This window comes from Ruegeria sp. AD9 (genome assembly GCF_056542305.1).
The window spans coordinates 186,893-200,246 of record NZ_JBQFZP010000001.1; the positions used below are offsets into that span (position 1 = coordinate 186,893).

General features: G+C 57.0%; 13 protein-coding genes. 12 read left to right on the forward strand and 1 reads right to left on the reverse strand.

What is annotated here, in order from left to right:
• Positions 1-6: 6 nt before the first annotated feature.
• The 9 genes from ACR0AM_RS00870 to ACR0AM_RS00910 all read left to right on the forward strand — a co-directional run bounded on the left by ACR0AM_RS00870 (position 7) and on the right by ACR0AM_RS00910 (position 9,815).
• Positions 7-1,545, forward strand: a complete 1,539-nt coding sequence (locus ACR0AM_RS00870; RefSeq protein WP_480621881.1) for a pilus assembly protein TadG-related protein — start codon at positions 7-9, stop codon at positions 1,543-1,545.
• Positions 1,546-1,558: 13 nt separating this feature from the next.
• Positions 1,559-2,056 carry a TadE/TadG family type IV pilus assembly protein gene (locus ACR0AM_RS00875; RefSeq protein ID WP_480473102.1) on the forward strand — a complete coding sequence of 166 codons (498 nt, stop codon included), beginning with the start codon at positions 1,559-1,561 and terminating at the stop codon, positions 2,054-2,056.
• On the forward strand, positions 2,053-2,700 hold the full coding sequence (locus ACR0AM_RS00880) for a TadE/TadG family type IV pilus assembly protein (RefSeq protein WP_480621882.1): 648 nt from the start codon (positions 2,053-2,055) through the stop codon (positions 2,698-2,700). The genes ACR0AM_RS00875 and ACR0AM_RS00880 overlap by 4 nt, the downstream gene beginning before the upstream one ends.
• Before the next feature lie 38 nt (positions 2,701-2,738).
• Positions 2,739-3,926 carry a CpaE/TadZ family protein gene (locus tag ACR0AM_RS00885; RefSeq protein WP_480621883.1) on the forward strand — a complete coding sequence of 396 codons (1,188 nt, stop codon included), beginning with the start codon at positions 2,739-2,741 and terminating at the stop codon, positions 3,924-3,926.
• Positions 3,927-3,938: 12 nt separating this feature from the next.
• Complete coding sequence (locus tag ACR0AM_RS00890; RefSeq protein ID WP_480473108.1) at positions 3,939-5,327, forward strand: TadA family conjugal transfer-associated ATPase; 1,389 nt, start codon at positions 3,939-3,941, stop codon at positions 5,325-5,327.
• Positions 5,324-6,292, forward strand: coding sequence for a type II secretion system F family protein (locus ACR0AM_RS00895; RefSeq protein ID WP_480473110.1), 969 nt, complete (start codon positions 5,324-5,326; stop codon positions 6,290-6,292). Before ACR0AM_RS00890 ends, ACR0AM_RS00895 begins: the two co-directional genes overlap by 4 nt.
• Before the next feature lie 13 nt (positions 6,293-6,305).
• Positions 6,306-7,298: a type II secretion system F family protein gene (locus ACR0AM_RS00900; protein ID WP_480621884.1), complete on the forward strand. Its 993-nt coding sequence runs from the start codon at positions 6,306-6,308 to the stop codon at positions 7,296-7,298.
• A gap of 149 nt (positions 7,299-7,447) precedes the next feature.
• Positions 7,448-8,125 carry an orotate phosphoribosyltransferase gene (locus tag ACR0AM_RS00905; RefSeq protein ID WP_480621885.1) on the forward strand — a complete coding sequence of 226 codons (678 nt, stop codon included), beginning with the start codon at positions 7,448-7,450 and terminating at the stop codon, positions 8,123-8,125.
• Positions 8,126-8,324: 199 nt separating this feature from the next.
• Positions 8,325-9,815 (forward strand): replicative DNA helicase, encoded by a 1,491-nt coding sequence (locus tag ACR0AM_RS00910; RefSeq protein WP_480473116.1) that lies wholly within the window; start codon positions 8,325-8,327, stop codon positions 9,813-9,815.
• A gap of 155 nt (positions 9,816-9,970) precedes the next feature.
• On the opposite strand, the gene ACR0AM_RS00915 is transcribed toward ACR0AM_RS00910, so the two are convergent.
• On the reverse strand, positions 9,971-10,510 hold the full coding sequence (locus ACR0AM_RS00915) for a GNAT family N-acetyltransferase (RefSeq protein WP_480621886.1): 540 nt from the start codon (positions 10,508-10,510) through the stop codon (positions 9,971-9,973).
• A gap of 240 nt (positions 10,511-10,750) precedes the next feature.
• Between ACR0AM_RS00915 and alr the strand changes: the two genes are divergently transcribed.
• Genes alr through ACR0AM_RS00930 form a run of 3 tightly spaced genes read left to right on the forward strand, consistent with a single transcriptional unit; the run spans position 10,751 to position 13,307 of the window.
• On the forward strand, positions 10,751-11,785 hold the full coding sequence (gene alr, locus ACR0AM_RS00920; protein ID WP_480621887.1) for an alanine racemase: 1,035 nt from the start codon (positions 10,751-10,753) through the stop codon (positions 11,783-11,785).
• A complete protein-coding gene (locus ACR0AM_RS00925; RefSeq protein ID WP_209503739.1) occupies positions 11,782-12,564 on the forward strand; it encodes an MlaE family ABC transporter permease in 783 nt (260 codons plus the stop codon). Before alr ends, ACR0AM_RS00925 begins: the two co-directional genes overlap by 4 nt.
• Entirely contained in the window at positions 12,561-13,307 is a 747-nt protein-coding gene (locus ACR0AM_RS00930; protein WP_480621888.1) for an ABC transporter ATP-binding protein, read from the forward strand. The genes ACR0AM_RS00925 and ACR0AM_RS00930 overlap by 4 nt, the downstream gene beginning before the upstream one ends.
• Positions 13,308-13,354 lie beyond the last annotated feature (47 nt).

A 13,354-nucleotide genomic window follows, 5' to 3' on the forward strand; every position in this document is an offset into this window, starting at 1 on the left:
TCAGCCATGCGAGCACATGCAATCATATCCGCATTCGCCCAAGAGGAGAACGGCACCGTCGCGATCCTGTGGGGCACAGCTTTGGTCGCATTCCTCGGGTTCTTTGCGATCACGCTGGACGTTGGCCGGTTGAATTCGACACATGCAGAGCTGCAGTCATTTGCCGACAACGTGGCTTTGGCCGCAGCGGGAGAGTTGGACGGCCAACCAGACGCGATTACACGCGCCACAAATGCAGCAGCAAATCTTGTCAGCGACAGCCAGACCTTCGCGAACGGGGCAACCACGCTTTCAGGATCGTCGGATTATACCCTCCTGTTTCACTCGGCGCTTCCGGCATCGGATCTGACCCCGCTTGGCGCAAATATTACAACTGATCCACGGAAGGCCAGGTTCGCGCAAGTCGTGTTGACACCCAAATCCCTGACGATGAGCCTGGCTTCGGCGCTGGACAAAATGCTTGGTGGGGCTGGGTTTTCTGCTGCCAGCGTTTCAGCCGAGGCAGTGGCCGGATACTCGAAAGCGGCGTGCGATATCTCACCCCTGATGTTCTGCCTGCCCCCGAATTGGGAATCCACTTTGACCGTAGGCGACCAGATCCTGTTGCGCAGCGGCGGCAACGGAACGGCCTGGGGACCGGGTAACTTCGGCTTTATTGATCTGGCGAATTTCCAAGACAGCTCGGGTGTGTGTGCCGACGAAGGGGGCAATAAACTGGCCTGTCTGATCGCGGCGCAAAGCCAGATCACCCAATGTGTTCTGACCAATGGTCTGAACACCGAACCCGGCCAGAAAAACGGCATTACCAATGCTGCATTCAACGTCCGCTTTGACATCTACCGCTCGGTTCTCAACGGTGAGAAAAACAACATCGATTTCGCGCCCGCACCAAATGTGATCAAGGGAATTGAAAGCAACGGTGGTGGCGCTTGCATTCAGGGAAATGAACAGACGACCCCTGATACAACCGGCCTTGGGCGCGACCTGTGCATGACTGCGGGCACATGCGGCGGAAACAACCGTTTCGGCGACGGCAACTGGGATCGAACCGGGTACCTTAATCGAAACCACGATCTGGCAGATGGGATTGCCGACGGCATAGGCAGCGACTCGCATCTGCCCGCGCTGTCCGGGTCGGATACCGTTTTCGCCGGGACGCGGTACGGAATGTATCTGAGGGAAATAGCCTACGGGAACACGAACCCCTACGCGGCACCGAACGCAAATTCCATTCTTGACCCTTCACTTGCCGAAACCGGCCGTCCAATGTGTTCCAGCCAGATGTCCAACGACCCGGCACGGCGCGTTGTAACAGCTGCCGGTATTGATTGCGCGCTGAACCCAGTATCTGGTTCGACAACTGGGGTTCCGGTCACCAAATTTGTTGCCGTATTCCTGACTGAACCGGTCGGTGATGACGGTGGCTCACCCCCCAGTTTCGACATCCACGGAGAGGTCGTCGGTTTCCCCGATGTGACCGGTGTTGGCAGCGGCGGCAACGGGTTCGGCGGCATCTTTCGCGACGTCGTACAGTTGTATCGATAGGGGCAGAGTGTTCATGTGTATTCGCCTCAGATCCCCTTTCAAACGCTTCGCCAAAAACGAAGATGGTGCGATCCTTGTCGAGTTTGGCCTTGTCATGCCGATTATGCTGCTGCTGTTGGCAGTAACCCTGGAATCCGCACGTCTTATGTGGTCGTACCAGTCGGTCATTGCCGGGGTCCGGGATGCCAGCCGATACATGTCGCGCGTCACGCCCTCGGATATCTGTTCGTCTGGCGGAACAGTCGCGGGGCTCAGCACAACTCTGAAAGGGATTGTCGAGCGTGACATTCACGGCAACAGCCTGTTCCCGCCCAGCATAACCGTCAACTCGGTAACGCCCAGCCTGACCTGCGTGTCCGGTACGTATCGTATGAACCCGGCGCCTGTCGGTCAGGTAAGCGCCAATATCACCGTTCAGTTTCCGCTAGGGGGCATTCTGAAGCTTTTCGGCAGCGGTGCGTCATCGATAACCACCGACGTCGCTGACACATCGCGGATATTTGGCCAATGACATGGTTGCGCAATAATCGCGCCACCTGGCGCCAGGTCGCGGACAAGGTGCTGCGCGACCAAAATGGTGGGGTTCTTGTTGAATTTGCCGTGGTGGTGTCCCTGTTTTCCTTCCTGTTCCTGGCATTGCTGGACTTTGGTCGGCTTTCGTACAGCGGAGTGAACGCGCAAAAAGCCGCACAGCTGGCGGCGCGCATCGCTGTGGTGCGCCCACCGGCCTGTCCGGGTGTGCCACAGACCCACACGCGGGGAACATCCGCGTTGTCCCCTCGCTTTGGCACCCCATGCAGTGCGTCGGCTGGCGTATGTGCCGACCCGGTAACGCCACCTTGTGCGGGTGACGCCGCCAACACCACAGCATCTGAAATCTGGGGGCGCATCAACCCGTTACTGCCCCCCGGCACGCCGATTGACGCCCTGCAGTTTTCCTATGATTTCAATTCCAATCTGGGCTTCCTGGGTGGCCCTTACACACCCATGGTCACGGTTGAGCTGAACCTGAATGATTTTCAGTTCGTGTCGCCGCTGGCCGCGCTTGCAAACGCCGCAGGCGCGACCAGCAGCACAATTCCTTCAACAGCCGGGTTTTCCAATTTCAGCGTTTCGCTGCCTGCCGAAGACCTAGCATCAGGAGAGTCAGGTTAATGGTTAAGAACGTTTCTAGTCTCAATTCACATTCCGTCATGCTTGTATCTGAAAGCGAAACCGTCGCTCAGGTGGTCGCCAATGCCTTTCCCGCCGGTCAAAACAACGAAATCTCCGAGAATGCGGGTTCGTTCAAAGCGTTGAACGGTACGGCACGCAATCTGGCATTCAAGCATGACCTGGTTATTTTCGAAATCGACCCCTGCGACGCGGGCGAGGTTCTGGCCGTCAAAGACCTCCTGACCCATCGGCAAGATGACACCTTATTTGTCGCGCTGACGCAGAATGACGTTTCGATCTCGGTCGCCCGCGAGTTGCGGAAAATCGGCATCGACGAAGTTCTGCCCCTGTCCATTGATGAGGATGGGCTGAAAGCTGCGGTAGCAGAAAAAATCTCCTCCCGATCACTTCCGCAGGGATTCATTCAAAATGGTCCCTCTGCCCTTGGCACCGTCATTCCGGTTGCAAAATCCCGCGGTGGAATCGGAGCGTCAACGGTCGCGGTAAACCTTGCCTGCTCGCTGGTGGGCGGGAAAGGATCCTTCCTGAGGAAAAAGGCGAAAAACCGCGTCGCGCTTCTGGATTTTGATCTGCAATTCGGAAACGCGAACGTGTTTCTCGATCTTGAAGATAACGGGGGATGCCTCCAACTCATCGAAAATCAGGAAGAGCCGGATGATCATTTCCTGACGTCGATCCTTCAGAACCACGCGCTCGGTATTGATGTGTTGTGCGCGCCCGCGCCGTTGGTTCCGCTTCAGTCCATACGACCGGGCTTGATCGAAGGGATGCTCGACCTGCTTCAGCGCCGGTACGATTATGTTGTCATCGACCTGCCCTGTGCCGTTGTGGAATGGGTCGAACCCATTTTCAAACGCGCGAACCAACTGGCGCTGGTAACTGACACCACGGTTCCATGCGTTCGCCAGACCCGGCGCCTGATCGATTTCTATCGCGAGGCGAACATGGCCCTGCCGGTAGAGGTTGTCGTGAACCGCGAGCGGAAGACGTTGATCAAACCTGCACATGTTCGCGAGGCTGAAAAGGTGCTGGAAACGAAACTGAAGCACTGGCTGCCGGACAATCCCAAGATTGCGCGAAACGCGGTCGATCTGGGACGACCGATTGTAGACATGAAGCCGCATTCGGACCTTGGCAAGGCCCTGACGAAACTGGCTGCGTCCATGTCCGAAGGCACCCGGCCAGCCGCACAAAAAACTGTATAATGGGAGATCGCCGTGTTTAACGAGTACAAATCACGCCGGGCCGCGTCCAAGTCGAATGTGTTGGTTCTGGAACGGCCAATCGAGGTACCAAAATCCAAGGCAACACCAGAACCGGTGGACGTTGACCTGCAAGCGCATCTGGAGCTTAAAAGTCGCCTGCACAGCGAGCTTCTCGACCGTCTGAACCTGTCCGTGATCGACAAGGTAGAACGATCCGAACTGAAACGTCAGATCGCTGCGCTGGTTACCGGGCTGATCGAGGCCGAACGCCTTCATTTACGGTCCGAGGCATTTACAGCCCTTGTTGATGAACTCATTCACGAAGTGATGGGTCTGGGCCCTCTGGAACCTCTTCTGGAAGACCCGACCATCAACGACATTCTCGTCAACTCTTATGATCAGGTCTACGTGGAACGCTTTGGCCTGCTCGAGCAATCGTCCGTGCGCTTTCGCGACGAACGCCATCTGCTTCGGATCATTGACAAAATCGTCAGCCGGGTCGGCCGTCGTATCGATGAATCCCAGCCATGGGTCGATGCGCGTCTGGAAGACGGAAGCCGGGTCAACGCGATTATTCGCCCGTGTTCAGTTGATGGACCGGCGTTGTCGATCCGCAAATTCTCGCGCAATCCCCTGACCATCGACAAGCTGGTCCAGCGGGACAGCATGAACGAACAGGCAGCCAAGCTACTGGCGGCACTGGTCGAAGCCAGGCTGAACATTCTGATTTCGGGCGGTACCGGTTCCGGCAAGACAACAATGCTGAACGCCGTTTCATCCTTTATCGACGGCAAGCAGCGTATCGTGACAATCGAAGATGCGGCCGAACTTCAGTTACAGCAAAGCCATGTCGTTCGCTTGGAAACCCGTCCCCCCAACTCGGAAGGTCAAGGGGTAATTACACAGCGGGATCTGGTGCGCAACGCACTCAGGATGCGGCCTGACCGCATTATTGTCGGCGAAGTCCGTGGTGCCGAATGCTTTGACATGCTTCAGGCCATGAATACAGGACATGACGGCTCCATGACGACCGTACATGCGAACTCGGCCCGCGATGCACTCAGCCGGGTCGAACAGATGGTGACGATGCTGGGGGCGGATTTGCCCGTCAGAACCATCCGGTCTCAAATCGCCTCGGCCATTCAGATCGTCCTGCAACTCAGCCGTCTGAGCGACGGGACACGCAGGGTCGTCAGTATTTCCGAAATCACGGGCATGGAAGACGACACGATCACGATGCAGGACATCTTTGTCTTCAAACGCCGTGGCAAGTCTGAGAATGGCGACGTTCTGGGAGAATTCCTGCCAACCGGAATACGGCCAAAATGCTTCGACCAGCTGGTAGCGGCTGGTGTTGATGTGGACACCAACATGTTTATTCACGGGGCAACGGCATCATGATTGACTTTCAGCCCAATACACTGAACATCCTGATCTATATTTCGATTTTTCTGGGAATTCTGCTCGCCTACGAAGGCGTTCACCAGCTTCTGGCGCGCAAGGAAACGCATGGCGAGGCCAGAAACCGCCGTATGAAACTGATTCAGAACGGGGCTTCGACGGATCAGGTGTTGCAGCTGCTCCGCGATCCGGCGATGCTGGCTGCTGGTGAAAAAGCCGGGCTGATTACGCGGTTTCGCCGTCTGCTTGTGCAAGCTGGTGTGGCGGTCAACCCGATTTGGGTGGTTCTCGCCGTCTCCCTTCTGGTTTTGATGATCTTTTTCGGGGCCTCCCGGTTCCTTGCCCTGGAACTGGCGGTCATTCTGAGCGCAGTTTTCGGCCTCATCAGCCCGATCATCCTGCTGGTCGCCGTGAAAGACGCCCGCGCGAAGAAACTGACGAAACAACTGCCTGACGCGTTAGACCTGATGGCCCGGGGGCTGAAAGTGGGCCACCCCGTCGCGGTGACGGTTGGAAACGTTGCCTCTGATCTACCGGATCCGATCGGGTCAGAGTTTGGCATCATCAAAGACCAGATCAACTATGGTGATGACGTCGCGACCGCCTTTCACGACTTTGCGCAACGGGTCGGAACGGAGGATGCAAAATACCTTGCCGTAAGTATCGGCATTCAGCATGGAACCGGCGGCAACCTGTCTCGCGTTCTAAGCATTCTGTCCCAGACCATCCGGGACCGGCACACGATGCAAAAAAAGATCAAGGCAATCTCTGCCGAAGGTCGCCTGAGCAGCCTTATCCTCACGATTTTGCCGGTCATCATTTATCTTTCGATCGAGGTCTCCTCGCCAACATTTTACGGCGACGTACGCAGCGATCCGCTGTTTCCGTATTTCGCCCAGGTGATCATTGGCCTGACAGTTGCCCAGGGTTTCATCCTGAAGCGACTGGTTAAATTCAGATTCTAAAGGGAATTGGGATATGGATATTCTTCAGGACATTCTAAACGATCCGCGCGTCACACCGCAGTTGATCCTGTTGGTCGGAATCGCCCTTAGTGTTTTTTTTGTCGTCATGGGCCTTTCCGGATTTACGGCCAGTGAAAACACGGCAGCACGCCGCATGCGCGTTGGGACGGTATCACAAGGGCATGGGCAGGATTTTGACCTTATCCAGGGTGACAACAGCGACCCGCACGGGTTGCTGAAGGCCTTTGTCCCGTCGTCAAAACGCGAACGCTCCAAGATCGGCAAGCTTTTGAAACAAGCCGGAATTCGGCAGAAGCACGCCATTCGCACATATTATACCTTTCGGGTCGTCCTGGGGTTTGTGTTGCCTGCCGCGTTCGTAGCAACCATGGCTTTGCCAATCGAAACGCAAGTTCAGTTAGGGATCGCCGACCTTTTGCAGGGTGTTACGTGGGTTAACACAATGCAGGTCGTGACGGCACTGATGGTCATGGGCTTTTATGGCCCGGCACTGTGGTTGCGACGTCGAATAAAGAAACGCCGCCAGGCCATCGAACACAGCCTGCCAAACGCGCTCGACCTGTTGCAAGTCGCTATCGAGGCCGGGCTGGGCTTTGACGCGGCGATGATCCGGGTCTCGCATGAAATGGCCAAAGCAGCTCCGGAAATCTCGCAGGAGTTTTCGGTTCTTCAACTGGAGTTGCAGGCAGGCAAAGAACGTCAGGCCGCCTTTCTGGATATGGCGAACCGGGTCGGTATCGACGAGATGAATTCGTTCGCGAACGCCTTTTTGCAATCCAACCAGTACGGAACCAGCATATCCGCGTCATTACGCCGGTTCGCCACTGACATGCGGCTTGACCGAGAGCTTCGTGCCCAGGAGAAGGCAAACCGTCTGCCTGTGCAGATGTCTGCCGTGATGGCCATGTGCATGATGCCTGTCCTATTGCTGATTTGTCTGGCACCAATGCTGATCAGGTGGGTCAACATGTTCGGGCAAGGGTAACGCAGCAACAATGGTGTTCGCATAGCTGACTGCCCGGGAAACAGCGGACCTTAGGGGGGTCCGCTTTTCTTTTGTTTCAACAGCTCTCGACTCCAGGCCAAGGGTCGGGCTATCAGCCCGAAACATCATTTCATCGCCGAGGTCCTGCCATGATCCCCAGTTCTTTTCCCGATAGCACCGAAATCGCTCGCCTGACGGCCCGGATGCTGCTGGAGATCAAGGCTGTCCACTTCAACGCGCGCGAGCCGTTCACGCTGGCAAGTGGCCTTCCCAGCCCGACCTATATCGATTGCCGCAAGCTGATCTCCTACCCGCGCATTCGTTCCACGCTGATGGATTTTCTGACCGTTACAGTAATGCGGGACGCGGGTTTTGAAGCCTTTGACAACATTGCGGGCGGCGAAACTGCGGGCATCCCCTTTGCCGCGATGGTGGCTGAACGTATGGCGCTGCCGATGACCTATGTGCGAAAGAAGCCCAAAGGTTATGGGCGCAACGCGCGTATTGAAGGCGCAATGAGCGAAGGTGAACGCGTGTTGCTGGTCGAGGACCTGACCACCGATGGTGGTTCGAAACTGTCCTTCGTCGATGCAATCCGCGAGACCGGTGCCACCTGCGGGCATACGGCTGTGATCTTTTACTACGGTATCTTCCCCGAAACCGAGAAGACGCTGGGCGACCATGGTGTGAAGCTGCATCACCTTTGCACGTGGTGGGATGTTCTGGCCGAGGCTAAGGCGCAAAAAGCCTTTGATCAGGAAACACTTGACGGGGTCGAGGCGTTTTTAAACGACCCGCGTGGCTGGCAGGACGCGAACAAAGGCTGACGTAACGCAAACCGTTTCTCATTCAGAAACATTACGAGAAAGCCCAACGCTCCATCCACAACATGTTGACGGGGCCCTGCCCCATCCTGCAATATGATGGGGTGGGAAGATATGCACAGGCTATCCCCAGAAAACATACAATTTGCGCCGACTCAGGGCGCTGCGTTATGGCCTCTGTCCAAGGGGCAAGAGAATAGCAATGAACGAGATCAGCAGTATCGAGCAGGCAGCGGCAAAGATCCAGAACGCTGAAACCATGCCGCATTCCATTGAGGCTGAACAGCAGCTTCTGGGTGCCATTCTGACGAACAACGACCTTTACGACCGGGTCGCTTCGATCATTGGGTCCGAGCATTTCTATGACCCGGTTCATGCCCGCATTTATGAGGTCGCCGCTGCACGCATTGCAAAGAACACGCTGGCCTCGCCTGTGACGTTGAAATCCTTCATGGCCGAGGATGAGGGCCTGAAGGAACTGGGCGGACCCGCCTATCTTGTCAAACTGGCCGGCGCGTCGATCAGTGCCTTTGCGGTACATGATTACGCCCAGATGATCTATGACCTCGCCATCCGGCGCGAGTTGATCCGCTTGGGCCGCGACATCTCCGACAAGGCCGCGCGGGTTGATGTAGCCAGCGAACCGAAAGAACAAATCGTCGAGGCCGAGCAACAGCTTTATCAGCTTTCCGAGCAGGGCCAGACCGAACAGGGGTTCCAGTCCTTCCTCAAGGCGGTCACAGAAGCCGTCAATGTTACCAACGAAGCCTACCAGCGCGGTGGCGGCATGGCTGGGATCTCGACCGGTCTGGTCGATCTCGACAAACAACTGGGTGGTCTTCACCCCTCGGACCTGATCATTCTCGCGGGTCGTCCGTCGATGGGGAAAACCTCGTTGGCGACCAACGTGGCCTTCAACGTGGCTAAAGCGTACAAACGCGGTCTGAAACCGGATGGTTCCGAAGGCGCAATTGACGGCGGGGTCGTCGGCTTTTTCTCACTTGAGATGAGCGCCGAACAGCTGGCCGGGCGCGTTCTGGCTGAGGCGTCCGAAATCTCCAGCCACAAAATCCGTCAGGGCGACATGACCGAGGCCGAATTCCGCCGTTTCGTGGATGCGGCCAAAGAACTTGAAGCCTGCCCGCTTTTTATCGACGACACGCCCGCCCTTCCGATTTCTCAGCTTGCCGCCCGCGCGCGCCGGTTGAAACGTACGCATGGGCTGGACCTGCTGGTGATCGACTATCTGCAACTGTGCCGCGGCATGTCCGACAATCGGGTTAACGAGATTGCCGAGATTTCGATGGGCATGAAAGCAATCGCCAAAGAACTGAACATTCCGGTGATTGCCCTGTCGCAGCTTTCCCGCCAAGTCGAAAACCGCGACGACAAACGTCCACAGCTGTCTGACCTGCGTGAATCAGGCTCGATCGAACAGGACGCCGATGTCGTGATGTTCGTGTTCCGCGAAGAATACTACAAGGAACGTGAAAAACCCGGCGATCACGAGCTTGAGAAGATGGAAGAATGGAAGCAGGCCATGGAACGGCTTCATGGCAAGGCCGAGATTATCGTTGGCAAACAGCGCCACGGTCCAATCGGCACGGTCGAGTTGTCATTCGAGGCGCAATTCACCCGGTTCGGCAATCTTGTCAAACCCTGGCAGCAGGGTGGTGAAATCGAAGGTTATTGATCGCGAAAGGACAGCCTTGCCTGGGTTTTCCTGACCTTCATTTGATTGCTGGCAAAGCAAAAAAGGTTCTCTGAACCTTTCGCGCCATTCAGGATCTAGCGCTCGAACCGAGAATGGGTCCGCCCGCCTGTTTTCTGACAGATTGAACTCCGCACTCACCAAAGCGTCGGATTGTTCAACGCAGACACGCATAGCGACGGGCCGCTAAGTGGCGCAAGCGCTTGACCATCCAGCGACTGCCCCAGCCAGCCATGCGGATGGCTCAGCTTCAGCGGCGGTTGTGCAGTGGCCTCAGAAATCCGTTCAAAACCTGATTTTCGATAGTAAGCGGGATCACCGTAGGTGAGCGCCACGTTCACGCCTGTTGTCCGCAGGCAATCCAGACCATACGCGATCAAAGCCTGTCCAATCCCGGCTTTTTGCTTGTCTGTTCTGACAGCCATTGGCGACAGGATAAAAACCCGGCGCGTGTCCTGTGGAAACAGCATTCTGGAAAAAATGGCACAGCCAAGCAGCACCTGATCGCGTCGCGCGGTGCACACCACCAGATCCTGCGGTGGGGTGGTATCGATCAACTCTTGCACGAAAGCTTCGATAACCGCCCCCTCGTCCGGGCCTTCCGACGCCGAAAATACTTCTGCGAAAAACCGGGCTGTGTCGGACGGATCTGGCGTTTGTTCGGTATAAAAATCCATGATTTCCTCGGTATATGCCGCAGCACCGCTTATTGCAGCGATGGGACGATCTTGTTCTCAACATCACTTTAACACCTATGTGAAGACAATCCCGAAAACGGCTTAACACAGCAGCAAGTCGCCAAAATGTCTGCTTTTTTGGGTGTTTTCCGCCGTATCTGTCACTAGGTGGGCGCAATCTGTCGCGGAAAAAGCCCTTTCCCTCTTGACCTTGGACGGCGCAATGTCATGAACAGTCCCATGAGTACTGCACGTTTGACGATCAATCTTCAGGCCCTCGCCAGAAACTGGCGGGCACTCGACGCGAAAACCGGGGTCGAAACCGGAGCCGTGGTCAAGGCAGATGCCTATGGGTTGGGCGCAGGACCTGTCAGCGACACGTTGGTAGAAGAAGGTGTTCGCAAGTTTTTCGTGGCCGCCGCAGAAGAAGGCGCAACCGTTCGCGAGGCAGTTGGCCCCGGCCCGGTGATTTTCGTTTTTTCGGGACATATGGAAGGCGATGCCGACCTGCTGCGCGGCAACGACCTGATACCGCTGATCAACTCGCCGGAACAGTTTCAACGCCACACAGAAGCCCTGCCCGACCACCCGTTTGGTATCCAACTGGACAGCGGCATGAACCGGCTTGGTCTTGAACCTGCCGACTGGGCAGAGTTGCGCTCCAAAGCCGAAGCCTTGAACCCGGCGCTCATCATGTCTCATCTGGCCTGCTCGGACGAGCCGGACCACCCGATGAACCAGCAACAACTGAAAACCTTCCGCGACATGACTGATGGGGTCGCCGCGCCGCGTTCTCTGGCGGCGACGGGCGGGATGCTTTTGGGGCCTGAGTTTCATTTTGATTTCTGCCGCCCGGGCATCGGCCTTTACGGCGGCATGCCCTTTGCCGGTGCAAAACCCGTTGTAACCGTCGACCTTCCTGTCATTCAGGTGCGCAAGTTGGCCGTGGGCGAGACCGTGGGTTATGGAAACACCTGGGTGGCGCGCCGGCCGTCCCGGATCGCCACCGTTGCTGCCGGCTATGCAGATGGCCTGCATCGCGCTATTGGCGGCGGCATCGACACATTTGCGGGCGACCAACCCTGCCCGGTTGTTGGACGTATCTCGATGGATCTGATCACCGTGGACGTCACAGACCTGCCGAAAGACCCGGAGCGTCTGCGCATTCTCAACGGTCACCAAACCGTTGATGATCTGGCCGAGGCCGCTGGTACAATTGGCTATGAAATCCTGACATCAATGGGCAATCGCTATTCGCGGGGCTACGTGGAATGAACCCAATCAGCGCGCTGGGGGGGCTGGGCCGTACCGTGCTGGGCCTGCTTGCGGCTTTTGGCCGGGTGGCCCTGTTCGCGCTTGATGCAGTGTCGCACATCTTGCGCCCGCCTTTCTATCCGCGTGAATTCGGGATGGCCCTGCTGAATATCGGCTGGTTGTCCCTGCCCGTCGTCGGCCTGACCGCCATTTTCACCGGCGGCGCGCTGGCCTTGCAAATCTATGCGGGCGGTGCGCGGTTCAACGCCGAAGCCGTCGTGCCCCAGATTGTCGCCATCGGCATGGTGCGAGAGCTTGGCCCGGTGCTGGTCGGCCTGATGATCGCCGCGCGCGTGACCTCGTCCATCGCGGCCGAGATCGCCACGATGAAAGTGACCGAACAGATTGACGCTCTGGTCACGCTCTCCACTCATCCGATGAAATACCTTACTGCTCCGCGTGTGCTGGCCGCGCTGATCACCGTGCCTGCACTGGTCGCCGTAGGTGACGTTATCGGGATTGCGGGCGGATACACTGTCGCCACGCAGAACCTGGGCTTCAACCCGGCGGCGTATCTGAAAAACACCGTCGATTTCCTTGAGATGCGCGACATTGTATCGTCTCTGGTCAAAGGCGCGGCCTTTGGCGTGATCGCGGCTATCATGGGTTGCTATTACGGCATGAACTCGGGCCGCGGCGCACAGGGTGTCGGTCGCGCAACCAAAGGGTCGGTCGAGGCCGCAGCCGTGTTGATCCTCGCCGCAAACTTTGTTCTCACAGGGGTGTTTTTCTCACTATGATCCGGATGGAGAACGTCGAAAAAGCCTTTGGTGAAAACCACGTATTGCGTGGAATGAATCTTGAGATTCCCAAAGGAACCTCGATGGTCATCATCGGCGGCTCGGGCACCGGGAAATCTGTTGCCCTGAAATGTATCCTGGGTCTGATCAAACCCGACAACGGCATGATCTATGTCGACGGCAAAGACGCGTCCAAAGGCGACCGCGACGCGTTTCTGGCGCGGTTTGGCATGCTGTTTCAGGGCTCAGCCTTGTTTGACTCGCTGTCCGTCTGGCAGAACGTCGCCTTCCGCCTGCTGCGTGGATCCCTGAAACGTCCCACCGAAGAAGCGCGCGAGATCGCAATCGAAAAACTGCGCCGCGTGGGCCTGAAATCCGACGTGGCGGACCGCTTTCCGGCAGAACTGTCAGGTGGCATGCAAAAACGCGTGGGCCTTGCCCGCGCCATCGCCGCCGAGCCCGAGATCATCTTTTTTGATGAACCCACCACGGGCCTCGACCCGATTATGTCCGGCGTCATCAACGACCTGATCCGCGAAATCGTGACAGAGATGGGCGCCACCGCGATGACCATCACCCACGACATGAGTTCCGTCCGCGCCATTGCCGACAACGTGGCGATGCTGCACGGAGGCGTCATTCAGTGGACTGGACCAGTCGGTCAGATGGATGCCTCGGGTGATCCTTATGTGGAACAGTTTATCAGCGGGAGTGCCGAGGGGCCGATTGAGGCGGTGCGGTGATGGCAGTGAAGCTGGACAAATAAATCAAAAAAACCATCGACGGAAAT

Bases quoted from the DNA above. Each gene is read 5' to 3' on its own strand.
- ACR0AM_RS00900 (WP_480621884.1), top strand. From the start codon at position 6,306: ATGGATATTCTTCAGGACATTCTAAACGATCCGCGCGTCACACCGCAG.
- ACR0AM_RS00880 (WP_480621882.1), top strand. From the start codon at position 2,053: ATGACATGGTTGCGCAATAATCGCGCCACCTGGCGCCAGGTCGCGGAC.
- alr (WP_480621887.1), top strand. From the start codon at position 10,751: ATGAGTACTGCACGTTTGACGATCAATCTTCAGGCCCTCGCCAGAAAC.
- ACR0AM_RS00910 (WP_480473116.1), top strand. From the start codon at position 8,325: ATGAACGAGATCAGCAGTATCGAGCAGGCAGCGGCAAAGATCCAGAAC.
- ACR0AM_RS00895 (WP_480473110.1), top strand. From the start codon at position 5,324: ATGATTGACTTTCAGCCCAATACACTGAACATCCTGATCTATATTTCG.
- ACR0AM_RS00870 (WP_480621881.1), top strand. From the start codon at position 7: ATGCGAGCACATGCAATCATATCCGCATTCGCCCAAGAGGAGAACGGC.
- ACR0AM_RS00915 (WP_480621886.1), bottom strand. From the start codon at position 10,510: ATGGATTTTTATACCGAACAAACGCCAGATCCGTCCGACACAGCCCGG.
- ACR0AM_RS00925 (WP_209503739.1), top strand. From the start codon at position 11,782: ATGAACCCAATCAGCGCGCTGGGGGGGCTGGGCCGTACCGTGCTGGGC.
- ACR0AM_RS00905 (WP_480621885.1), top strand. From the start codon at position 7,448: ATGATCCCCAGTTCTTTTCCCGATAGCACCGAAATCGCTCGCCTGACG.
- ACR0AM_RS00875 (WP_480473102.1), top strand. From the start codon at position 1,559: ATGTGTATTCGCCTCAGATCCCCTTTCAAACGCTTCGCCAAAAACGAA.
- ACR0AM_RS00885 (WP_480621883.1), top strand. From the start codon at position 2,739: ATGCTTGTATCTGAAAGCGAAACCGTCGCTCAGGTGGTCGCCAATGCC.
- ACR0AM_RS00930 (WP_480621888.1), top strand. From the start codon at position 12,561: ATGATCCGGATGGAGAACGTCGAAAAAGCCTTTGGTGAAAACCACGTA.